The sequence below is a fragment of the Corynebacterium sp. HMSC062E11 genome, assembly GCF_001811845.1.
GTDB lineage: Bacteria > Actinomycetota > Actinomycetes > Mycobacteriales > Mycobacteriaceae > Corynebacterium > Corynebacterium hesseae.
The window spans coordinates 95445-117565 of the sequence record NZ_KV806815.1 but is presented as its reverse complement, the minus strand read 5'-3'; the positions used below and the strand labels follow the sequence as shown (position 1 = coordinate 117565).

The window sequence follows — 22121 nt, the reverse complement described above, 5'->3', positions numbered from 1 at the left end:
ATCAGGTGTCTACCAAACAGGGGTCAGGTCCGTCGTCGGTTTTGCAGATGTGAAGCACTCCCCTAAGTCACAAACTCTGGTGTAGTTTTACTGCTTCTACAAAAAGGGTAAGTGCGCTTTTAGATTGTTTGAATTACTGGAGTTTGAACTCTACGAGGTCGACTTCGTCATCGGCAGCTAATCCGGGATAGTGAGTATCTAGCGCTTCCTGAAGCTCGGTGAGAGAACCAAAACCGTCATTTCTAGCTTGCTTTTCCGACAATTCACTTCGCTGGGTCGAGACAACGGACGTGACCTGTGCAGGAATGGTGACGACCTCTCCGGATTCTTTCTCGAAGACAATTTGGGCACTTCCTTCATGGAAAGGATCATCTACCCGGATGGTTTGTTGCTTTTCTCCGCTACGAATTGATTCCTCGTAGCCTTCCCACATGTAGATGCGCTGCTCTTGTTCCATATCTCGCCAGTTGAATGCGAAAGGCAAGAGTTCTTCTACGGTAAGTGCTTCAAGTCCATTGCTTCCGCGCACGATGCACCGAATGGACGGATCAACATCAAAAAGCACCTGGCGGCATTTACCGCAGGGAGGAATAACTTGACCAGTAGGTCCGTATACGGCGACTACTGCTTGGATTGGGTCCTCTGGATAACTAGCAGCATGGTTAGCTAAAGCCGAGACTTCCCCGCAAGGACCACCGAGGAAGTGGTGCGCGTTCAAACCGAGTACGTGTTTGCCTGATTTGGTGAGGAGTGCTGCGGCTACAGTGTGGTCTTCTCCGTCTTGAAAACGCTGTGCATGGGTGGTTGCTTTGGCTAGTAAATTTCGAAGTTCGTTGGTAATCACTCTTTAAGGGTAATAAATGCTAACGCGCTTTATCTATGCGAAGACAGAGATCGGGAACACCCCCCCGGATCATTTTCAGACAGGGACGAAAATAAGCCATACCGAAGCCAGCGACTAGTTCCACTGCCACAAGGCAGAAGGAACGCAGATAAACATAGCCTGCCCCAGCATGGGGCTAGGAGTACGAATCCTGGGCTCCTTCAAGCGGAACTGCCAACAACGTAATGGGATTAGGCTGGGATCTGGCGCGGGTCAGGAGGCGCAGCAGGAGAGTTTGGAGACGTCGGTGGTGAAGGACTGTGCGGCGATTTTGATCCCTTCGGCCATGGTCAGGTATGGGCACCAGAGGTTCGCGACCTGGTCAACGGTCATGCCGGCCTCGAGGATGTAGACTCCGGCGGCGGCCAGGTCACCGGCCTCCTTGCCGACGGCGGTGATCCCCACAATCCGTCCGGTGTCGGCGTCGGCGACGATTTTGATGAAGCCGCGGGTGTCCCGGTTCACCAGTGCCCGGGGAACGTATTCCAGGGGCAGGACCCGGCATTCACACCGGATGCCCGCCTCGTTGGCTTCCTTGTCGGTCATGCCGACCGCGGCCAGTGACGGGCTGGTGAACGTCACGCGGGGCAGGTGCCGGTAGTCGACCTCGCGCCCGGCGTTGTTGAAGGCGTTCTCCACCATCAGGGTTCCGTGGGCGGACGCGACGTAGACGAATTCTCGGTGCCCGGTCACATCCCCTGCGGCCCAGATCCTGGGGTTGGAGCTGGCGAGTGTGCTCTCGACCAGGATCTGGCCGGTGTCGCCGGTCTTGACGCCGACGGCGTCCAGGTTCAGTCCGTCGGTGACGGCGCGTCGGCCGGTGGCTACCAGCAGCTTTGCGGCGCGGAATTCCTCCTGGCCCCCGGCGACCGTGGCGGTGACAAGGACCTCTGCGCCGGCGGGATCTGTGCGGACCGAAGTTACGGCTGCGCGGCGGACCACGCGGATGCCCTCGTCGGCGAAGACGCCCATCAGCGCACGGGAGGCTTCCGGTTCCTCGTGCGAGGCAAGCCTGGAGCGGACCAGCAAGGTCACTTTGGATCCGAGGCGGGCAAAAAGCTGCGCCTGCTCCAGGGCCACGTACCCGCCGCCGAAGACGATCAGGGACTCGGGCACCTCGTTCAGTTCCATGGCGGTGGTCGAGGTCAGGTAGTTGACTTCATCCAGTCCCGGCACCGGGGGTGCCCACGGGGTCGAACCGGTCGCGACCAGATAATGGGCGGCGGTCAGGGAGTCGCGGGTGCCGTCGGGTCCGGTGATTTCCAGGACCGGTTCCTCCGGGGTGCCGGCGAACACCGCGGTGCCCTGGCGCAGGTCCCATCCGTAGTCGGCGGCCAGATCCACGTATTTATCCGAGCGCATTCCCTCGACCAGGGAGCGTTTCCCGTCTATCAGTACACCCATGTCCACCGGGGCGGCGGAAGTGCTGATCCCGGGGAACCTTCCGGTCGCATCCACAGCGACATGCCGGGCTTCGGCGGCGGCCAGCAGGGCTTTGGAGGGAACGCACCCGGTGTTCACACAGGTCCCGCCCACCGTGGAGCGTTCGATCATCACGACCCGATTGCCCAGCTTGGTGGCCCGGATGGCGGCGGCGAAGGCGCCGCCTCCGGAACCGATCACGGCTAAATCAAAATCTGGTGCTGCCTCAGGCATTAGTCCTCCTTGGAGTCTCGAATGAACACCCCGGGGGCGTTCCTTTTTGCATGCTGTCCCCAGTCTGCACCTTCCCCTGCACGGGAAGGTCAAGAACGGGAGCGAAGAGATCGGTGTTGCTACGGAAGTGTTGTGTCAAGAAATTCCTTCAGGGCATCGGCCTTCATGGGCCGGGAATCGGCCCGGCCCAGGATGTCACCGTCAGGTGCGATGACGACGGTACTGTCCAGGGATGTGACCGCGTACTTTTGGGTGAGTTCCCCGGTCCGGTCGACAACGAAGGGGTATCCGGGTGTGCCGGCCATTTCGCGGAACTGGTCCACTTGGGTTTTTGTGGTCTCCGGCGTCACGTCCACGGCGACGAAGTCTGCCTTATCGGCATATTCCTGTTCCAGTTCCTTCATCGCTTCTGCCTGCGGAACGCAGGTATAGCACCAGCTCGCCATGAAATACAGCACTGTCGGGCGGGTGGAAGGGACGGTGAGGGCCTTGCCGTCCACAGATGTGATCTCGATCCTGTCCACGTTGTTTGCGCCCGCTGGCCCGGCGGCGGGAGCGGTTTCGCTCCCGCGGTTCAACGCAGTGAGGGCCAGGACCAGGATGAGGGCCGCGGCCGCTACGACGGCAGTAATGGTGAAGATCCGCCGGTGGTTTCTGGTCGTTGTCATGGGTTTCCTTTCTGGTTGGTGCGCCCTGGCGCCGTGTCGGGAAGAAGATGTTCCGGGCCGCAGCACGCTTCGGTGCTGTCGCTGCTCTCAGCCCCATCCGTGATTGCGCTGTTGTCCTGTGCCTTGCTTTTACTGCGGCGCCGCAGGGCCAGGGCCGCGGCGGCGAGGACGGCGGCCACCGCGGTGAGGGTGATGATGGGCCAGTTGCCCGAGATGAAACCGGACAGCGCCACGCTGGCTTCGGTGACCGTCCCGCCCATGATCTCCCCGGCCTGCCCGCCGGACAGGGCCGGAACCCAGTAGAGCAACAGGTAGATCCCTGCGAGGATAAGCGCGGCTCCGCCGAGACGATTAACAAACGGCAGGATCCTTCGGACGTGGCGTGCCAGGACGTCCCGCGCTACCGCTGCACCGAGGGACAGAAGGACCAGCACCACCGAGGAGCCCAAGGCGTAGGCGGCGAAGACCGCCAGCAGCCCGGCCAGGCTCCCGGTGGACACAGCCTGGGCGACAACAGCCAGCAGCAGGGCCAGGCTGCAAGAGAGCGCAGCCACCGCATAGGCCACCCCGTAGCCAAAGACCGCCCTGAGGCCCGAACTGGTCCCGTCCGTCTTCAGAATCCGGGGCAGGTTCAACCTCGCCCCGGGCAGCTGCCATCCGAACACCATGCCAAGGCCGGCAACCACAATAACCGCTCCGATCAGCGCCGCCGCCCAGGGAAGCGCCGACGCCACCGACCGCAGGCCTACAGCGGCGAGCAGGCCGGCCGTAACAAAGACAGTGGCGAAACCGGCGCTGAGGGCAACCCCGGCCTGAAGACCTGCAAGCAACGGCCGCTTCCGTCCCGCACCGGGGCCTGAACCAATGAAATACGCCAGATAGGTTGGCAGCATCGCAAACCCGCATGGATTCACCGTGGCAAGCATTCCGGTCAGAAAGGCCAGACCCAAAACACCCGTCATCCCTGTGACCCCGCATCCTCAGAAGCACCGGCCCGGGACTGCCCGGACCGCTCCTGCTCCGACGATGAATGAGGTGTTGGAGTAGAACCCGCGGACAGGCTGGCCCCCGGGCGGGAACGGGCGCAACAATCCGTCCCCGGGCTGCCCCGACGCTGCGCCCGCAGGAGCAGGGCCCCCGCGGCAAGGGCTGCGGCGGCAATGAACCAGAGGTTGCCGGCCATTGCGCCGGCCGCGGCGAAAACACCGGCTGCAGCCGTCAGAACGGGTACCCCGCAGCACACCAGCGCCACCATCACAACACCAAGGAAGGACAGCAGAGTGCCTGCCGCAAGCACCAGGCCAGAGCGCTTCCGGCCCTTCACTTTTATTGACATGATCATCCCTTCATATGTCCGGCTCGTGTCCGGAACCCCGACAGGGGACCCCAACACGAAACCGGACGGCCAGTAGTACGTCACACCCCATTATCAACCTTCCACTAAGGGGGAAGGTCAAGCTGGCGACGGGACCTGTTGGTTTGCGGGTGCCGATGCGGAACGTTCCAGTACGATGGAAGGGTCATATGCGATTTTTTGGAACGAGATGAGGACCCGAAATGCGAATCGGTGAAGTTGCTGATGCTGCCGGTATAACAACCAAGACGATCAGGTTCTATGAGGACCGGGGCCTGCTCCCACCGGCTGAGCGCTCGGCCAACGGCTATCGTGACTACACCCACGACACCCTCAGCCGCCTCGAATTCATTCGCCGCAGCCAAATCGCCGGGCTGACCCTGGCGCAGATCCAGGGCATTCTGCGGATCCGCGATAGCGGTTTGACGCCTTGCACCCACGTACGGGATGTCCTGGGGAAACAGTTGCAGGACCTGGACCGGAAAATCGCGGAGCTCACCGCGCTCCGGGTGACCGTGGCCGAACAATATGCAACCGCCGAGGTGGCCGACCCTCAGCGCTGCGATGCTGAACAAATCTGCAGTTACATCTGAGCCCGCCGCAGGCTAAGGGGCTTCACTGAGCCGGCTCCCGCCGCGGCCAGTGCCGTCCGCAGTTACGCAGCACCCGGCTCCACGGCACGGAAGACCTCCGTGCCCGCGGCGTCCAGGATTACAGCGGTGCTTACCTGGTTTATCCGGTAGGCGGTGATGAGCCGCGTATCGGCATCAGAGGCAAAGGCCAGGGATGACGCCCCATTTCCGGCCAGGAATTCCCTGATTTCATCGGCCGTCTCGTAGGACGCGATGTCCACCGCGACATAGTTCACGGCAGCAGGAGAGCTTCGCTGGACCTTGGCAAGCACCCGGGCTCCCGGCTCGAGGGTCAAGCCCCATGGTGATGCCGTGGCCCGGCGAGTGAGCGAGGTCAGGCCGGTTGGCGGCGGCTTTCGGTGGGAATGATCTGGGGTAGGAACCGGACGTAGAGGATCATGCTCTGATTCTTATTCTCTCCGAGACAGATAACACTTGCAAAAGTTGATTACACCCCACTTTTACAATAAGGTACATGTTTGAATTTCGCGTATATTCGCCGACTTTAAAGACAACGTTCTTCTACGGTAGGGAGCCAAGCTTTGAGCAGGCCTGGGACAAGGCCGTGGTCTACATTTTGAATGATGCCCGTTGGAAAGACCAAAGCAATATCATTGATGCCATAGCTGCAACGGAGACAAAGTCAGAACATGCCACAAATGGGTGGATAGACGTCAGCCTTGGCCGGAATATGCAAAATGTTTACGAGCAACACGAAGTTGCGGTCATGATTGATAAAACTGCACGTGTCATGAACAATTTAGGACACTGAGTTAAGTCGGTTAGGGTACACCACGTTACGAGATAATCTTCCAACTCTTGCTCAAGCAGTCAGTCCGGTAGAAGTGATAACTCACGTCCCCTCTACCAACCGCAGTCCCGGACGCGACCGTGGGGCACTTGCTAGTGCCCTCAATTCTGCTCTCGGTCATATATCCGAAATCGTCTCACACCAGCGGCTTTAGAATCTTCAGGTGATAACACCGGCGCGTCCCACACAATAAGCCCAGATCGTTTTTCAGTGATAGATCCTGCTGCAGTCGCCGGTCGGCACGTGCTGCTAGTGGAGGACACTTGGGTCAGCGGAGCCAGTGCGCAATCAGAAGCGGTATCTCTGCACCGAGCAGGCGATCACCATGTCACTGTCATGTGTATCGCCAGGATGCTGAAAGCCAAGTGGGAAGACGGGACTTACTTGGCATCTCAATACGCCACCTTGCTGCCTCCACAGCAAGACACTACAGTTTTCAATCCTTAAACAAGGAGATCTGAACATACTTTTAGACGGCGCTGTTGCAAAGTTGGGCCAGGGCACGGTGTTTACCTACGGGCACCCGAACCCAGACGCGGTGATCGTCAGCCGGATATTCGAGACAGCTTAAGCACCCCGGAGCAAGGACAACTAATGTCTTGAGGGTAGGCTTTTCGACCCTGGCCCAACTTTGCAACAGCACCGCGTAGGTAAAATAACGGGTTAAGTGACAATTTTCGATTATGTGACCTTGGATGACTGTGTCGTTTTGAGGAGTCGTCTGCACGGATTTCAGAAGTCCTCTGTACTATCGCCATCCACTCCGGAGAGGCCGCGGGCGTTCGTCCACTTCATCTGGAACGCGACTCGACAGAGCGCATTCAATCGGATGGTCTTTTTCTCCCTGCGAAGGATGGGGGCACTTTAGGGTGCCAGGGTGTTGACCAGATCGAGGAATTCCTCAGCGTAGGCAATTTGCTTGCGTAGCTTTTCGTAGCGGGTGCGCGTCTCCTCACGAATGTCGGCAAGGGTGGCCTTGGCATTACTCCGTGCCTGCTGTGCGGTATCACTTTCCTGCCCGCCATCTGAACTATGAAGAATCTCCGCAGCTTCCAGGAATTCTCGCATCTGATCCAGAGTAAACCCCAGCGGTTTCATCCGTCGCACCAGCAAAACACGACGTACATCAGCCTCACTATAAAGCCTGAACCCACCAGGGCTACGCCCCGATGGGGTAATCAGGCCGACGTTGTCATAATAACGCAAGGTGGGAATCGACAACCCCGTCTGGTCAACGACCTCGCCGATCTTGAAATTACTGTTTTGCATTGCCTGTTCTCCTTCACGGTGATGTTGCCCACGGGTTCCTGTGCCTGGGTTGGCGGTTGAGTAAAACTCCCGCTACCATGACCACCATCACCAAACCTAAAGTTACTAGAGGGTTGGATTCCTTTCGGGCGTTCGCCCAGTTACCTATCCCCTCAAAGATTGGACATCTATGACTGAAACTAGCACGGCGGCCCCCCGCCCCCTCCTGAGTCCAGACGGCGCTGATGCCCCTACCGGGATCATCGCATCCTTCCGTTACGCATTTTCTTCCCCCGCCCGTATCCGTATAGAGATTCTGGCCGGACTGGCGGTATCCCTGGCGCTGATCCCTGAGGCCATTGCCTTTTCCATCCTTGCCGGTGTTGACCCAGCCATGGGTCTGTTTTCCTCGGTAGTCATGGCCATTGCGATCGCCTTTACCGGTGGCCGCCCGGCAATGACCACCGGCGCCACCGGGGCTATTGCCCTAGTCATTGCTCCTGTGGCGCGTGGTTACGGGATGGATTATTTCATCGCCACCGTCTTGTTGGGCGGTGTCCTACAAATCGTGCTCGGCGCCCTCGGTGTGGCGAAACTTCAGCGTTTTATCCCCCGATCGGTGATGCTGGGTTTCGTCAATGCACTGGGCATTATGATTTTCACCGCCCAACTCGAACACCTCATTGATGTGCCTTGGATGGTCTACCCACTCGTCGGCTTGGGTGTGGTGATCATGATTTTCTTCCCCAAGCTCACCAGTGTGATCCCCGCCCCGCTGGTCACGATTATCGTGCTCACCGGTTTGGTCATTGCCGCCGGTTTGACTGTCCCGACGGTCTCGGACATGGGCAAGATGCCGGAGACCTTACCGTCCCTGTTTATTCCGAACGTGCCGTGGACGTTGGAGACCCTGCAGATCATCGCGCCTTATGCCCTGGCCATGGCCGTGGTCGGTCTCATGGAATCGTTGATGACCGCCAAGCTCGTCGATGACATCACCGACACTCATTCCGATAAAACTCGTGAATCCTGGGGACAGGGGGTGGCTAATATTGCCTCCGGTTTCTTCGGCGGCATGGGTGGCTGCGCGATGATCGGTCAAACCATGATCAACGTCCGCGAATCCGGGGCACGTACCCGCCTATCCACCCTGTTAGCCGGTGTGTTCCTGCTGGTCCTGGTCCTGGCACTGGGCGACATCGTTGGCATGATCCCGATGGCTGCGCTGGTGGCAATCATGATCATGGTCTCGGTCGGCACCATCGACTGGCACTCGGTGCATCCACGCACCCTTAAACTCATGCCGGTCTCTGAGACCATTGTTATGGCCGTGACGATTATTGCCACCCTAGCCACCAGCAACCTGGCCATTGGTGTGGTGCTGGGTGTGGTCACCGCGATGATCATGTTCGCCCGTCGGATGGCACATATCGCTTCCATTGAAAAGGTCTCCGAGATCGACGGCGACGGCGATGGCGAGATTGATACTCGTACCTACCGGGTGCATGGCCAGTTGTTTTGGGCATCAAGCAATGACCTGGTTTATCGCTTTGATTACACCGATTCTGCCCGTCATATCACTATTGATCTCACTGAGGCGGAGATCTGGGATGCCTCCACGGTCGCGACCTTTGACGCGATTACGCAGAAGTTCCAGGACAGAGGCAAAACCGTGTCCATTATCGGGCTCGACGGTCCCAGTCAGGACCGGCTGAACCGACTGTCTGGCCGGCTTGGCACCGGCCACTAACATCCCCCGACTCGAGCACATCGACTTGGCGCCCCAACTTATAACCGGGGCGCCAGTTTATTGGTGCTGTTGCACAGTTGGGGCAGTAGGAAGAGTGACGTGAAATAGTCACAGCCATGGGTATCTTCTCCGGTCGTCATTTCCCCCGTGACATCATTCTATGGGCAGTGCGGTGGTACTGCCGCTACGGGGTGAGCTACCGCGATCTGGAGGAAATGATGACTTCAGCGGGGCGTGCCGGTCGATCACACCACGATCTACCGCTGGGTCCAGAAATACGCCCCTGAGCTGGACAAGCAAACACGGTGGTACCGGCAGGTACCTGACTGCCAGGCCAGTTCCTGGCGGGTCGATGAGACCTATATCCGAGTCGGCGGCAGGTGATGCTACCTCTATCGGGCGATCACCGCCGGTGGCCAGACCGGTATAGGATAGTCGCTTTATAGGTCCATGCTGATTCGCGCTCTGGGGTACACCCATCTGTACGCGCTGACCTGCGGCGTTGTGGGTTGTGCCGAGCGTGCTGCCGGAGTCCCTTTCAGTGTCCCTGGGGTAGGAGCGGCCGCATGAAGGTGCGCTCGTACCGCAGGACGCACTCGGACTCGTCTCGAATCCGGTCAGCGGCGATGAAGTCCGAGTGGGTGCCGAACAAGGTGCGGTACTGCTCGTAGGCAGCCAGGCTGGGGAAGCTGAACAGGGATTCCGCACGGTCACTCACACCTTCCGCGGGTAGGTAGTACCCGTGGTGGGTGCCGCCGTGTTCGTCGACATGCCGCATCCAAGCGCGGGCGAACTGTTCAAAGGCTGCGATCTGGTCGGGGTCGATGGTGTAGTGGACGACACAGGTGATCACATCCACAACGCTAGGCCCACAGGCGCTCATTGGGGAGCCTTTGTCTGTGCGCCTCGTGGTGCAGCACACCAATCTGCCTGGTTTACCTGCGGAAATGCGTCAGTTCGCCAAGTTGGCGCCGAGTTCAACGGTGAGAACTCCGACGGCGATGAGGAGGATGCCGAGGGCCATGGTTCGGGTGAGGGGTTCGTGGAAGATGACCCGGGCGAGGATCGCGGTGAGAGCTACGCCGGATGCTGCCCAGATGCCGTAGGCGACGCCAAGGGCCATGCCGTCGGCCAAGGCGAGACTTAAGGCGACGAACGCCACGAGATACCCCGCGATGACGCCGATGAACCATTTCTTCACCCGGCCACCGTCGGAGGCTCGTAGCGACATGGTCGCGACGACTTCGGACAAGATGGCGCCTGCGAGGAAGATCCATCTCATGAGTTGACTCCTGCTTCCTGGGCTGCGGTTTGCTGAGCTTTCTGGGAGCCGAGTTCGACGGTGAGGACACCGCTGATGATCGCAACCATTCCAAGACCCATCACAGCGGTCAGAGGTTCACCGAAAATCGCGGCGGATAGCACGGCGGCGAGCACGACCCCGCTGGCTCCCCAGATGCCATAGGCGACGCCGATCTGCATTCCTTCGCGCAGGCAGAAGGTGAGGAAGACGAAAGTGCCGATGTATCCGGCAGCAACCACGATGTACCAGGATGGGTGATTGAGCGCCGCCTTGAGAGACAGCGTCGCCGCCACTTCGGTAGTGATGGCGCCAGCGAGCAGGAACCACTGCTTCATGGGGTTGTTCCTTCGATCAGGGAGCGAATGCTGGAGACGACGGCTTCGAGATCCGCGCCGTGGAGGGTGGACACACCTGTGGCCTGGGCGCCCCAGAGTCCGTCGGCGGCGAGTCGGGCGGTGGTCAGCCTGGCTCGGGTGGCGGCGTCGAGATCGTCCGGGAGTTCGAGCCAGCGGCCCATCCGCGTAGTCCACGGTTCGGTGAGTTCGGGCCGATACGTCGCTTGGCCCCAGATGATGAACTCGGCGCGCTTGGCGGCCCCGTGGGCGGCGACGTGAACGTAGCTCAGGAGCCGCTCGGTGGCGTTGGCGTTCTCGAGGGGCTTGCCAAGGGTGGCAGTCATGTCGTTCTCGACGTTGGCCGCAGCGTGGTCGACGATCGCGGCGAGCAGTACGTCGCGGTTGCGGAAGTGATATAGCAATCCCGGTTTGGTGAGCCCGGCCTCGTGGGTCACTGCGTCAAGGGTAATGTCGCCACCCTCCGCTGCGTTCATGACGCGGAGGGCAGCTTCCAGGATCTCGGAGCGCCGACTGGTTCGCATATAGCTAACTTTACCATTTGGTAGGTGAAGCCTTCAACTGCGGGCGCTGGTAGGGGCACCTGGGGTACACCCTATTGTTACGCCGGTGTGCGGCAGAATGTTTCCTGTAAAATAGGGCCGTTCCTAGCATTGTTTTACACGTGTCTAGCGGGGTCTAAGCCTTATGTTTACAGAAAGTGGTGAGTGTGATGTTATCGTCTGACGGTTTCCATATTGAAAGTCATATTGACTCTGTACCCGCGTTGGCGCGGGTGAAAGATCTGCATGGTGGACTCTCGTCGGGGCAGCAGGCGTTGGGCAGGATTGTACAATCCTTGCTTGCTGACGCTGATGGCCTCGACGGTGTTCAGCTTTATGCCCTCTCGGATGCAATCGAGTCGTATCGTGATGCAGTCATAGAACAAGAGAATGCCGCCTTTAAACCTTCGCGGAGCGAAGACTAATGGTCAATGACTCTGGTTCGCATGGGCAGCGGGTGGGCTATATCCGTGTCTCCACGGTGGAGCAGAATAATCAGCGCCAGAAAGAACTACTCAATGCTTCCGGCAGGATTGACCGGTTTTTTGAAGATAGGATTTCCGGCCGCACCAAGACTGCCCGCCCTGGACTTGTCGAGTGTATGGCGTACGTGCGAGACGGTGACGAACTTGTCGTGTCGTCGATTGACCGTCTCGCCCGATCGCTGACAGATCTGCGCGGTATTGTTGATGAACTTACCGGCAAGGGTGTGACTGTTACTTTCCTGCATGAGAATCTCGCGTTTGCGAAAGACACGTCCGATCCGCGCGCGGATTTAATGCTCGGAATTCTCGGTAGCTTCGCGGAGTTTGAGCGGGCCATTATCCGCGAGCGCCAGGCGGAGGGGATTGCGTTGGCGAAAAAGGCCGGAAAGTACAAAGGCCGCAAACCCGCTCTTAGCCCGCAGCAAGTAGCGGAGATTAAACGGCGCATATTGGCAGGGGAGTCAAAGGCAGCACTAGCGCGGGAATTTGGGGTAACCCGTCCTACGGTGTATCGAGCATTGAAAAACACCTAGGGTAGTGCAGCCGTGATGGTAGATCAGCGCGCCCATGAGCCCCGTCATATGTCTTGCCATATGGCGGGACATATGTTTAGGCATATGCTAAAGCATATGTCGGCAGTTATGTAGCACTGCCAGCATTTTCGTGCGTCTAGATAGGGTGACAGGCAGAGAAATTAGCGGTGTTGAGTGCAGCTGCAAGTAGCACTGTACGGGTTTCCCCTCATGGGCGGCTTTTATAAAGGCAGGGGTGAAATCATGCTTCTAGGTCTCGTCAGGGGTGGCTGCTAACGTTAGTGCCGGTTCACAATCATGCCCCGCCACCTGTGGTGGGGCGTGGGCGTGACTTCCTCGTCGGTGCGCGGTAAGGCCCGCGCGTGACGTGGGCTGTCCCGCGCGCCTTTTTCAGGCGAGCGGACAACCCTACGACGTAAAGGGAGGTAGACAATGGGTAAACACTCATTGGATACACCCGGTCGCAAAAGAAAAGACCTTGATGCCACCAAGCTTGACTGGCTAGATGTGGCTACCAAGGTCATAGTTCTTGTGACCGTAATCGTGAAGCTCGTTACCGCGATGCTTCACGTGGGTCTTTAGGCCCGAGGGTCTCAACGAGCTGGCACTCGTTGGGGCCCTTTTTATTGTGCAGCCGCAATTCAGGGATGAACTGTGCTGTCACTTTTTAGGCTAATGGGCGCGCGAAGGTTTCGCAATACTCCCACACTGAGCCCGTAGCCCTCCTTTTCTCTACTGCGGGCGGGAATCTGCGTATTCGTGCGCCCGCGAGTCCTGCCATATGGCGGAACATATGTTTAGGCATATGTTATAGCGTATGTTCCGCCATATGCTAAAGCATATGTTCTGTGTTATGCAGGTTTACCTGCTAGTTCTTGCGTTTAGGCGGAGTCCGAAAATGGTAATCCACAAGGCTAGTAGGCCGAAGGAGATGAGCAGTGCGGCCAGTTCTCGCGAGAGACCGGCCTGGGTGAAAAGGAAGGAGGGGACAAGGATCATTGCTGCGCTTATGCTGCCTCCAAGCGCGGCGTAATACATACGGTCTTCTGGCCGTTCGCGGCGGATGGTCTGGATGATTAAGACGAAAAGTACTGCGAGTGCGGCGAGGGTGATGGTCGTGTACATTCCTTCTCCTTTCGGGACTGGTGCCCATTTTATCGGTGAGGGTGTGCACGGTCTGTGTGCTGCGTTTTCCAAGAGTCAGGGTGTGTTAGTGTTATCCCCCGTAAGATCCTGATGAGCAGTTGAACAAACTGCACCACCGGAAGTAACAAACTCGAAAGGGTATGTTACCTCCGGTTTCTTTCATTTTTCAATCTTTGAGGTGCGAAGATTGCACGCGTGGGGATTGAGGGTGTGAATCCCACTGTCGTGGGTTTGATGAGGTAGTCGATGTTGCGGAAGCTTTGGCATCGGCGTGCGTTGTGCTCCGTACGTTGTTTCAAAAACGGGTTTCATCAAACGGAACAAAACCTGGGACACTTCATATCCCACCCCAGGCCTAATGACTTGGGTGCAGCGGCAACGCTCATCCGATTTAGGCAGAGTCGTTGCAGGATCCAGTGGGTCACCTGGTCCGTGGTCTTTGAATTGTCGGGCGCGCAGGCAAGGCCAGCACGGAAGATCTTCTGCAAGCAACGCTTGTTGGTGCACCGGTAGCGTGGAAGGCGCACATGAAGTTGTTGGGTGGCCGACGATGGGCAGATCGACCAGGCTGCGGATGACGTGGTCGCGGAATACTCCAGGCTGCCCGCAGGTAGGGCATTCATTGATCGGCTCGACGGGTTCGGCTTCAATAACAGTGACGTCACCGTTTTCTGTGGCACCGGTGATAGTAGTTCCTAGTTTTGCGGTGCGGCAGATGGTATCGACGATGACATTTCCGTTAGGCTGCACAGTAGGTCCTTAGTTTTGTACGGATGGATTAGATACCTTTTTCCTACAAAGCCAAGGCCCTAGGTGGCAGGCTGGTTGTGGGCCAGAACCCGAAGGAGGTCCGCACCCATGTCCCCACACGATATTCCCCCGCTGATCCCCAAGCCACCAGAGAAGGATTGGGCCGATTACAACACCAACCCCGACCCCGGCAGGACTCGTAAACGTCGGCGTGCAAGCATGCTTTCTGCACGCGATGTGCTGGCGTTGCCGACTGTCACCCTTGCACCCGGTGCCACGCTTTCCGATAGTGAGTTGGTCATGCCGGATGCTGCGGCAGTCGTGTTTATCCCCAACACTGAATGCTCATGTACGGTAAAGAAGCAAGCAACCGAAAACAATAGATAGACCGCCAGCACTACACTATTCCGAACCAAAGACCAAAAGATAAGCATTTTGAGAAAATCTAAACTTTTGGATTTTCCTACAATGCCGACTACGGCGGAATCCCTCCCACTCCTTATATATTTCTTTTGAGGTTACCCTCGTTTAGTGGACACCCAACTTGTACGGATGTTGTGTCCGTAGGAGAGGATGTTCATTGTGAGTCAACAACGCAAGAAGTACACGCCGGAGTATCGGCGTGAAGCCGCGAATCTCGTGATTGAGTCGCAGCGCCCGACCGCTCATGTGGCCCGAGAGATCGGTGTCGCCCCGGGGCTTTTGGGCAAGTGGGTCAAAAATGAGCGGGAGCGCCGAGGCGCTGCCGATGGGATGAGCGCGGCGGATCTTCGGGCCGAGAATGCGCGCTTGCGCCGGGAGCTGGCAGAAGCTCGGATGGACAACGAGTTTTTGTCAAAAGCGACAGCCTTCTTCGCCGCGAAGCAACGCGAACAGAAAAGTTCGAACTAATGCGGCGAGAGAAGGCAAACTACAGCATCAAACGTATGGCACGCTTGTTGAAGGTGTCACGGTCCGGCTACTACAAATGGTTCCATACCCAGCAGCAACGACTCTTAGGTCACGATGATCGGGCAGCGTTTTATGACGATGTTGACTGCAAGATCCACCAGATTTGGGCTGACTCTGATCAGGTCTACGGTGCACCGCGCATTACCGCAGAACTGGCTGAGCGCTACGGCATTGCGCTCAACCGGAAGACCGTGGCTAAGCGGATGCGCCTGATGGGCATTGAGGGGATTTCACCGCGGGCCTTCGTCCCGGTGACCACGATTCAGTCCAAGCGTAAGTCCAGGCTTCCTGACCTGGTTAAGCGCATGTTTGATGCAGGTGAGCTCAATCGGGTGTGGATGTCGGATATTACCTACCTGCGCACCGGTGAAGGCTGGTTGTACTTGTGTGCGGTCCGTGATGGTCATTCCCGCCGAGTGCTGGGCTGGGCTATGGATAGTGTGCAAGATGCTTCCCTGGTCGAGCGGGCCCTGCGGATGGCGTATACGCTACGCGGTGAGGTTCCTGATGGCCTGGTGTTTCACGCTGACCGTGGGGCACAGTTTACCAGCGAGCAGCTCTGGGATGTCTGCCGCGGCCTGGGCATTGCCCAGTCCGTCGGGCGTACCGGGGTGTGCTTTGATAACGCGATGGCCGAGTCGTTCTGGTCGACGTTGAAGACTGAATTTTACGACCGGCAACGCTGGCCTACCAGGGATGCTGCACGCACGGGTGTCGCCCGCTGGATTGAAGTGGTCTACAACCGCCGCCGGCGCCACTCCGCACTCGGGATGGTCAGCCCCGTCGACTTCGAGCACCACATCACCCAGACCACCAACGAAGAAGAAACAGCTGCCTAACCATGAGGTAGCTCCACTACGTGTCCACCATTTGCGGGCAAGCCCACTTTCTGTATACATTGAATTTGTATTTAGTAAAATGCAGACAACACCACGGATCGGCTTTTGGCTGGACAATTCCAACCAAACACCGCAGCAGACAGTAGAAACCATTCTGAACGTTAGGAAGCCGGTATGATTGTTACATATAAGGGGAAGAAAAATTTCTTTTAGATACTTGTTTTCCTAAAACTGATGTGATATAATAATTCAATTCCAGAAAAGGAGTAAAAAATATGCGGCAAGGTATTCTTAAATAAAACTATAATCAAATAGTGGGAACAAAGGATTATGATAGTCCCTTTTGTAGGGGCTTAGTTTTTTGTACCCAATTTAAGAATACTTTTGCCTTATCAATTTTGACATATCCCCAAAAACAGCACTCACAAACAGGTGTATGCTGTATATGTGTATGTCCGCAAATTATCATCCCCAGTGGTAAAAGTATTTTACTGCTGGGGATTTTTATGCCCTTCGGGGCAGTAAAGGGAGGACAATCACATGAAAATAATCAATATTGGAATTCTTGCCCATGTAGACGCTGGAAAGACGACCTTGACGGAGAGCCTGCTATATGCCAGCGGAGCCATTTCAGAACCGGGGAGCGTCGAAAAAGGGACAACGAGGACGGACACCATGTTTTTGGAGCGGCAGCGTGGGATTACCATTCAAGCGGCAGTCACTTCCTTCCAGTGGCACAGATGTAAAGTCAACATTGTGGATACGCCCGGCCACATGGATTTTTTGGCGGAGGTGTACCGCTCTTTGGCTGTTTTAGATGGGGCCATCTTGGTGATCTCCGCTAAAGATGGCGTGCAGGCCCAGACCCGTATTCTGTTCCATGCCCTGCGGAAAATGAACATTCCCACCGTTATCTTTATCAACAAGATCGACCAGGCTGGCGTTGATTTGCAGAGCGTGGTTCAGTCTGTTCGGGATAAGCTCTCCGCCGATATTATCATCAAGCAGACGGTGTCGCTGTCCCCGGAAATAGTCCTGGAGGAAAATACCGACATAGAAGCATGGGATGCGGTCATCGAAAATAACGATAAATTATTGGAAAAGTATATCGCAGGAGAACCAATCAGCCGGGAAAAACTTGTGCGGGAGGAACAGCGGCGGGTTCAAGACGCCTCCCTGTTCCCGGTCTATTATGGCAGCGCCAAAAAGGGCCTTGGCATTCAACCGTTGATGGATGCGGTGACAGGGCTGTTCCAACCGATTGGGGAACAGGGGAGCGCCGCCCTATGCGGCAGCGTTTTCAAGGTGGAGTATACAGATTGCGGCCAGCGGCGTGTCTATCTACGGCTATACAGCGGAACGCTGCGCCTGCGGGATACGGTGGCCCTGGCCGGGAGAGAAAAGCTGAAAATCACAGAGATGCGTATTCCATCCAAAGGGGAAATTGTTCGGACAGACACCGCTTATCCGGGTGAAATTGTTATCCTTCCCAGCGACAGCGTGAGGTTAAACGATGTATTAGGGGACCCAACCCGGCTCCCTCGTAAAAGGTGGCGTGAGGACCCCCTCCCCATGCTGCGGACGTCGATTGCGCCGAAAACGGCAGCGCAAAGAGAACGGCTGCTGGACGCTCTTACGCAACTTGCGGATACTGACCCGCTTTTGCGCTGCGAGGTGGATTCCATCACCCATGAGATCATTCTTTCTTTTTTGGGCCGGGTGCAGTTGGAGGTTGTTTCCGCTTTGCTGTCGGAAAAATACAAGCTTGAAACAGTGGTAAAGGAACCCACCGTCATTTATATGGAGCGGCCGCTCAAAGCAGCCAGCCACACCATCCATATCGAGGTGCCGCCCAACCCGTTTTGGGCATCCATCGGACTGTCTGTTACACCACTCCCGCTTGGCTCCGGTGTACAATACGAGAGCCGGGTTTCGCTGGGATACTTGAACCAGAGTTTTCAAAACGCTGTCAGGGATGGTATCCGTTACGGGCTGGAGCAGGGCTTGTTCGGCTGGAACGTAACGGACTGTAAGATTTGCTTTGAATACGGGCTTTATTACAGTCCGGTCAGCACGCCGGCGGACTTCCGCTCATTGGCCCCGATTGTATTGGAACAGGCATTGAAGGAATCAGGGACGCAACTGCTGGAACCTTATCTCTCCTTCACCCTCTATGCGCCCCGGGAATATCTTTCCAGGGCTTATCATGATGCACCGAAATACTGTGCCACCATCGAAACGGTCCAGGTAAAAAAGGATGAAGTTGTCTTTACTGGCGAGATTCCCGCCCGCTGTATACAGGCATACCGTACTGATCTGGCCTTTTACACCAACGGGCAGAGCGTATGCCTTACAGAACTGAAAGGGTATCAGGCCGCTGTCGGCAAGCCAGTCATCCAGCCCCGCCGTCCAAACAGCCGCCTGGACAAGGTGCGCTATATGTTTCAGAAGATAATGTAACGTCTTGCGCAATGCAAGCGTTCATTGCTGGCTATTGCGAAATATCATTGAGCGAGGACCCCAATATCTTGTGCCACGCCCGAACCCCCGGCGAACTAATCAATGCACTCTAAAACCGGAAGAGCCCTTTTAGTACTACTGGTGGATTTCGGTTTTGGTGGGGATTAACGCCGCCGGCTTCGGTTTTTCCGTTGAGGAGGTCGTTGACTACTTCCCGATGGTGAAATGGGTCGATGGTGAGGTAGAGAGGAACCAGTCACCTGGAAGAGATCGATCCAGTCGTTGGTGTGCAATCTGGGAGGTAGGGTCGCGGGGTCGATTCCTCGCGAGCGCAACCATGATTGTGTTTCTGAACGTGATGAAAACAACCCTGCCCTTCGGAGAATTTCCCCTATCCCGCGTCCCCGGGCAGTGAAAACGGTGTGCACCATCGCCTGAAAGGCTTTGCGCTGCTCTATCGGAATCTTCGGGTCACCCACCCGGCGGATCACTAAGATCCCCCCGTCAACGTTTGGCTGTGGCCGGAAAGCAGACCTTGGTACCCGAGAACCCAGGTGAAATGTGAACCATGGGGACCACTGAGCCGTCATCATCGTGCTTGCGCCTACCCCGGCCCGGCGGCGAGCGACTTCCCACTGCATGAGGAGTACAGCGTCAGTCCATGCTGGCGCATGCAGCAACTTTCGAAGAATGGCAGTGGTGAGGTGAAAGGGAATGTTTCCCACAATGACGCAGGGAGTGGCGGGTAACCGGAAGTTAAGGAAATCATCATGGACCACTTCGACCGCCGCCGAGGAGGTTTCTTGTGTGATTTTGGCAGCTAGTTTTGCGTCCACTTCAACTGCCGTTATCGCCCTCCCCAAGTGGGCCATCGGGTGAGTGAGGGCACCGCTTCCTGGTCCGATCTCAATGATGGGGCCGGAGGTTTGTTTCACAAGGTCGATGATGGAGTTGATGATCTTGTGGTTGGTGAGAAAATTTTGGCCATGCTCGTGACGGCCGTGTCCGTATGCAGACATCAGGTGTGCTCCTTGGATTTGAAAGGGAGCCGGGCATGACAAATAGCCGCCCGGCTAAAGGACCGGAGCGGTTTTTAACCTACGGGGTAGGAAACCGCCTTAGCGGTTGGTGCGCAACCGCAAGAAAGCGGTACCTGAAATCAACATGGGTCTAATTATATCCATTTAAATTCGCGGGTGGTTCCGTGGTGTTGATGGTCAGTCGGTAGCGCGGGCTGGTGTTTTCGTCTTGGGGGAGTATGCGGAAGCGGGTCTTCGTATTTTCTGCGGTGAGGTATGTGCCTACGGTGTGGGTGAGGTGAACGTCTACGAGGTTTGAGTCGTCGAGTTGCTCCAGCATGGTCTCTAGTAGCCGCTGGCGCGTATCAGGGCGCTTAGCGCTCACGCGGTAGCGGTGGGAGGCTAAGCCTTTGGCATTCATACTGTCGGCATTGAGTGGGATAGAAGACTGTGCGAGGCGTTCTATCTCCTCTTTGTCCCAGCCCGGATAGGCAGCAGTCGAGTCTAGGAAACGGCTCCAGGTGTGGGAGTCATGCAGGTTGCTTTCTTGCGCTGTGGAAGCAGGGGCAGTGGGGTAGGTGTAGTTGAATCGGGTGTGACTGTAGGCCTGCATGATGGAGGCACCAAGTTCTAGTGGAGAGGTGGTCTCTTGGGCTTCTAGGCGCTCTAGGATTGCTTCGAGGTTGTCTCGAAAGTTCGGGTCGTCGATGTAGCGCTTGTAGACCACTGCCTTGCCTCCCCTGTCCATGGTTCTTTTCTTTGAAGAAAGTCTAGAAGACACAAGGCTACGTGGAGGGTTATAGGACTGTGGTTGTTGTGGGGTGTTTTAGTGGCAACCAAATCTTTGATTTGGGCGGCAGCCCAACGAGCCGTAAGGCGAGGCGGGAGCATAAACAGTAGCTCTCCTATCCATCTTCACACTCCTTCCACCTGAAGTGTTTGAAGTGGAAATCTTCAATTATGGTAGCCTTACCTAAACTAGGTATAATCTTTATACTTTCCGAAGGGAGTCTCTGCCGCTGCAAACACCAGCCCTGAACGGGATTCGGTCTCAACCAACGGTGGTACCGCTGGGGCATCGGCCAGCACCAGCTGAATCCGCAGGGGCGAACCACTAATTTCCATGGTGCAGACGGCAGCGTCCGATTGCAACTTTGGTGCAGATGTATCGCAGCGCCATTCGCTTCAACGGCCTGGAGGCCGCAAATGAATCGGATGTGCTGCGTATCTACCGCTAGAAACCGCAGCACATTGGAGACCAGCCGCCAAAATGGGCGAGGTTTAGAAGATGAGAAGCGAGGGCCGAGACGAATGTTAGTCCGAAGTTGAAGGTGGCTGCGAGGTTGAAATCCATCCGGAAATATCGCGAAGTTCTGGGAATTTCCCTTCCCATCGCTGGAGTACAACTCGCCGGAGTTGCATTGACCACCACGGACGTATTGATGCTGCAGTCCGTGGGCGTACTGGCGATAGCCGGCGGCGGCCTAGCGATGCAGCTTTACAACCAGATCCGCACGATGTGCGTGGGCATGGTGACGGCCGGGGCAAATCTTGTGGCTGAAGCAGCAGCAAAAATGGAAAAAGAGAAAACCTCTTGTCAAAATTGCGAGGCGGGAGCAGAACAGATCCGGCGGGCTGTGCGCTCCTCCTTCGCGGTGGCCACTGGCACTGCAATTCTCGGCGCGTTACTGGTCATCGCCCTAGGCGGATTGGTCCTTGTTCTGCCCATCGACAAGCACGTTGCCCAACTCACCTTCGCCATGACCCTTGCGCTCGCACCCGGGTTAGTCCCGATGATGTGGCTCAACGTCCTGCGCCAATTCGCCGTGGGCATGCGAAAACCCGGCTCCCTGTTAACCATCACGCTGATATCGATATTTATAAATATCGCATTGAACTGGTTATTTATGACATGGGCAGCCTCGGATCACTGGAAGGTAGCGGGCATCGGGCTTTCTACAACTGTCATCCAACTGCTTACCTTCCTGGCCTTCCGGATTGTGGTACTGCGCATTCCCGAGCTACAGCCCTATTTCCACATCCTTCCGTGTAAAGGAGATGGGGAGACTATCTGCCGCCTCGTCCGCCTCGGGGTACCAGTCAGTCTGACCTATGGCTCGGAGGCTGCAATAACAACCATCGCCGGTTTAGTGATGGGGACCTTTAGCCCACAGATGCTAGCGGCGCACAATATTGTGAACCAACTGGCGTACATCGTTTACCAAGTGTGCATCGGCTTTTCTCACGGCGGCTCGGTGCTGATCACAAGGGCTCGGGCCGAGAGTGCCGACTCAGTGCGCGAGATTACCCGACGCATATTGTTCGTCGTGGTCACGTATCTGGGAATAATGGGCGCGCTGTGGCTTCTGTTGGGCAGGTGGGTACTGCATCCTTTCTTAAAAGAGGCAGATCCCACCACCTTTCACATTGCCGTCCTGCTCCTATGTCTCGCGGTACTGCAACAGTTCGCCAAAGGAATCCAAAACGTGGCAGTGGGCCTACTGAGAGGCCTGAAAGACACCACCTCAGGGCTACGCTGCACCCTCGTCGGGTACTGGCTGGTTGGCGTCCCCGGGATTCTGATATTTGGAAAGCTCCTCGGATGGGAAGGATATGGCGTCTGGTTAGGACTCATCATGGGTTTCGCAACCACGGCGGTACTGCTGCTACGCACATATTCCCGCCGACTGAATGAACTGACTTAACGGGAATGTTGGGGGTAAAAGTTTCATCACCCA

At 56.8% G+C, this 22121-nt stretch carries 24 protein-coding genes and 3 pseudogenes; 11 read left to right on the top strand and 16 right to left on the bottom strand.

The window, feature by feature from the left end:
- Positions 1–133 precede the first annotated feature (133 nt).
- From HMPREF2822_RS08330 to HMPREF2822_RS08310, 5 genes are all read right to left on the bottom strand, one after another.
- Positions 134–844 (bottom strand): ASCH domain-containing protein, encoded by a 711-nt coding sequence (locus tag HMPREF2822_RS08330; protein WP_070523555.1) that lies wholly within the window; start codon positions 842–844, stop codon positions 134–136.
- Positions 845–1096: 252 nt separating this feature from the next.
- Positions 1097–2539 (bottom strand): mercury(II) reductase, encoded by a 1443-nt coding sequence (merA, locus tag HMPREF2822_RS08325; protein ID WP_005532160.1) that lies wholly within the window; start codon positions 2537–2539, stop codon positions 1097–1099.
- 119 nt (positions 2540–2658) lie between these two features.
- The gene (locus HMPREF2822_RS08320) at positions 2659–3207 is read right to left on the bottom strand and encodes a TlpA family protein disulfide reductase (protein ID WP_014316113.1); all 549 of its coding nucleotides are present in this window, start codon (positions 3205–3207) and stop codon (positions 2659–2661) included.
- The gene (locus HMPREF2822_RS08315; protein ID WP_005532162.1) at positions 3204–4169 is read right to left on the bottom strand and encodes a cytochrome c biogenesis CcdA family protein; all 966 of its coding nucleotides are present in this window, start codon (positions 4167–4169) and stop codon (positions 3204–3206) included. Before HMPREF2822_RS08315 ends, HMPREF2822_RS08320 begins: the two co-directional genes overlap by 4 nt.
- Positions 4166–4543, bottom strand: coding sequence for a hypothetical protein (locus HMPREF2822_RS08310; RefSeq protein WP_044055145.1), 378 nt, complete (start codon positions 4541–4543; stop codon positions 4166–4168). Before HMPREF2822_RS08310 ends, HMPREF2822_RS08315 begins: the two co-directional genes overlap by 4 nt.
- Positions 4544–4770: 227 nt before the next feature.
- On the opposite strand from HMPREF2822_RS08310, the gene HMPREF2822_RS08305 reads away from it, so the two are divergent.
- Complete coding sequence (locus tag HMPREF2822_RS08305; protein ID WP_369815758.1) at positions 4771–5154, top strand: heavy metal-responsive transcriptional regulator; 384 nt, start codon at positions 4771–4773, stop codon at positions 5152–5154.
- 62 nt (positions 5155–5216) lie between these two features.
- Here the strand turns inward: HMPREF2822_RS08305 and HMPREF2822_RS08300 are convergent, their stop codons facing one another.
- Complete coding sequence (locus HMPREF2822_RS08300) at positions 5217–5465, bottom strand: alkyl hydroperoxide reductase (RefSeq protein ID WP_232755636.1); 249 nt, start codon at positions 5463–5465, stop codon at positions 5217–5219.
- 203 nt (positions 5466–5668) lie between these two features.
- Here HMPREF2822_RS08300 and HMPREF2822_RS08295 point away from each other — a divergent pair, with 203 nt between their 5' ends.
- Both HMPREF2822_RS08295 and HMPREF2822_RS13495 read left to right on the top strand, forming a co-directional pair.
- Complete coding sequence (locus HMPREF2822_RS08295; protein ID WP_005531125.1) at positions 5669–5965, top strand: hypothetical protein; 297 nt, start codon at positions 5669–5671, stop codon at positions 5963–5965.
- Positions 5966–6497: 532 nt separating this feature from the next.
- A pseudogene (locus HMPREF2822_RS13495) lies at positions 6498–6575 on the top strand (IS6 family transposase); the annotation flags it as partial.
- 293 nt (positions 6576–6868) lie between these two features.
- Here the strand turns inward: HMPREF2822_RS13495 and HMPREF2822_RS08290 are convergent.
- Positions 6869–7273 carry a MerR family transcriptional regulator gene (locus tag HMPREF2822_RS08290; RefSeq protein WP_034664654.1) on the bottom strand — a complete coding sequence of 135 codons (405 nt, stop codon included), beginning with the start codon at positions 7271–7273 and terminating at the stop codon, positions 6869–6871.
- Between the two features lie 169 nt (positions 7274–7442).
- Between HMPREF2822_RS08290 and HMPREF2822_RS08285 the strand changes: the two genes are divergently transcribed.
- Both HMPREF2822_RS08285 and HMPREF2822_RS13195 read left to right on the top strand, forming a co-directional pair.
- Complete coding sequence (locus HMPREF2822_RS08285; protein ID WP_035009418.1) at positions 7443–9002, top strand: SulP family inorganic anion transporter; 1560 nt, start codon at positions 7443–7445, stop codon at positions 9000–9002.
- Positions 9003–9118: 116 nt separating this feature from the next.
- A pseudogene (locus HMPREF2822_RS13195) lies at positions 9119–9383 on the top strand (IS6 family transposase); the annotation flags it as partial.
- A 157-nt stretch (positions 9384–9540) separates the two neighbouring features.
- Here HMPREF2822_RS13195 and HMPREF2822_RS08280 read toward each other — a convergent pair.
- From HMPREF2822_RS08280 to HMPREF2822_RS08265, 4 genes are all read right to left on the bottom strand, one after another.
- Positions 9541–9855: an NIPSNAP family protein gene (locus HMPREF2822_RS08280; protein WP_174232238.1), complete on the bottom strand. Its 315-nt coding sequence runs from the start codon at positions 9853–9855 to the stop codon at positions 9541–9543.
- A 99-nt stretch (positions 9856–9954) separates the two neighbouring features.
- Positions 9955–10284 (bottom strand): DMT family transporter, encoded by a 330-nt coding sequence (locus tag HMPREF2822_RS08275; protein WP_003849969.1) that lies wholly within the window; start codon positions 10282–10284, stop codon positions 9955–9957.
- A complete protein-coding gene (locus HMPREF2822_RS08270) occupies positions 10281–10640 on the bottom strand; it encodes a DMT family transporter (RefSeq protein ID WP_048733039.1) in 360 nt (119 codons plus the stop codon). Before HMPREF2822_RS08270 ends, HMPREF2822_RS08275 begins: the two co-directional genes overlap by 4 nt.
- Complete coding sequence (locus HMPREF2822_RS08265) at positions 10637–11182, bottom strand: TetR/AcrR family transcriptional regulator (protein WP_070523549.1); 546 nt, start codon at positions 11180–11182, stop codon at positions 10637–10639. Before HMPREF2822_RS08265 ends, HMPREF2822_RS08270 begins: the two co-directional genes overlap by 4 nt.
- A 188-nt stretch (positions 11183–11370) precedes the next feature.
- On the opposite strand from HMPREF2822_RS08265, the gene HMPREF2822_RS08260 reads away from it, so the two are divergent.
- A complete protein-coding gene (locus HMPREF2822_RS08260) occupies positions 11371–11625 on the top strand; it encodes a hypothetical protein (RefSeq protein ID WP_034659529.1) in 255 nt (84 codons plus the stop codon).
- A complete protein-coding gene (locus HMPREF2822_RS08255) occupies positions 11625–12218 on the top strand; it encodes a recombinase family protein (protein WP_011117489.1) in 594 nt (197 codons plus the stop codon). Before HMPREF2822_RS08260 ends, HMPREF2822_RS08255 begins: the two co-directional genes overlap by 1 nt.
- Positions 12219–13079: 861 nt before the next feature.
- Here HMPREF2822_RS08255 and HMPREF2822_RS08250 read toward each other — a convergent pair.
- Positions 13080–13343, bottom strand: a complete 264-nt coding sequence (locus HMPREF2822_RS08250; RefSeq protein ID WP_011117479.1) for a hypothetical protein — start codon at positions 13341–13343, stop codon at positions 13080–13082.
- A gap of 353 nt (positions 13344–13696) precedes the next feature.
- A pseudogene (locus HMPREF2822_RS13325) lies at positions 13697–14114 on the bottom strand (transposase family protein); the annotation flags it as partial.
- Between the two features lie 108 nt (positions 14115–14222).
- On the opposite strand from HMPREF2822_RS13325, the gene HMPREF2822_RS12995 reads away from it, so the two are divergent.
- The 3 genes from HMPREF2822_RS12995 (at position 14223) to tet(W) (ending at position 18364) form a co-directional block, all read left to right on the top strand.
- Positions 14223–14501 carry a hypothetical protein gene (locus HMPREF2822_RS12995; protein ID WP_005391230.1) on the top strand — a complete coding sequence of 93 codons (279 nt, stop codon included), beginning with the start codon at positions 14223–14225 and terminating at the stop codon, positions 14499–14501.
- Positions 14502–14687: 186 nt separating this feature from the next.
- A protein-coding gene (locus tag HMPREF2822_RS08240; RefSeq protein ID WP_118790700.1) for an IS3 family transposase occupies positions 14688–15904 on the top strand; the annotation gives its coding sequence in 2 pieces (ribosomal slippage) (positions 14688–14949 and positions 14949–15904; 1218 coding nt in all).
- Positions 15905–16444: 540 nt separating this feature from the next.
- On the top strand, positions 16445–18364 hold the full coding sequence (tet(W), locus tag HMPREF2822_RS08235) for a tetracycline resistance ribosomal protection protein Tet(W) (RefSeq protein WP_000691721.1): 1920 nt from the start codon (positions 16445–16447) through the stop codon (positions 18362–18364).
- Between the two features lie 164 nt (positions 18365–18528).
- Here tet(W) and HMPREF2822_RS08230 read toward each other — a convergent pair whose 3' ends face one another.
- The 3 genes from HMPREF2822_RS08230 to HMPREF2822_RS08225 all read right to left on the bottom strand — a co-directional run bounded on the left by HMPREF2822_RS08230 (position 18529) and on the right by HMPREF2822_RS08225 (position 20131).
- Positions 18529–19383, bottom strand: a complete 855-nt coding sequence (locus HMPREF2822_RS08230) for a 23S rRNA (adenine(2058)-N(6))-methyltransferase Erm(X) (protein ID WP_011117480.1) — start codon at positions 19381–19383, stop codon at positions 18529–18531.
- Positions 19384–19482: 99 nt separating this feature from the next.
- Positions 19483–19530, bottom strand: a complete 48-nt coding sequence (locus tag HMPREF2822_RS13855) for an erythromycin resistance leader peptide (protein ID WP_011116968.1) — start codon at positions 19528–19530, stop codon at positions 19483–19485.
- Between the two features lie 4 nt (positions 19531–19534).
- Positions 19535–20131, bottom strand: coding sequence for a hypothetical protein (locus HMPREF2822_RS08225; protein ID WP_070523540.1), 597 nt, complete (start codon positions 20129–20131; stop codon positions 19535–19537).
- A gap of 595 nt (positions 20132–20726) precedes the next feature.
- Between HMPREF2822_RS08225 and HMPREF2822_RS08220 the strand changes: the two genes are divergently transcribed.
- Positions 20727–22088 (top strand): MATE family efflux transporter, encoded by a 1362-nt coding sequence (locus HMPREF2822_RS08220; protein WP_231732355.1) that lies wholly within the window; start codon positions 20727–20729, stop codon positions 22086–22088.
- The last annotated feature ends 33 nt before the right edge of the window (positions 22089–22121 follow it).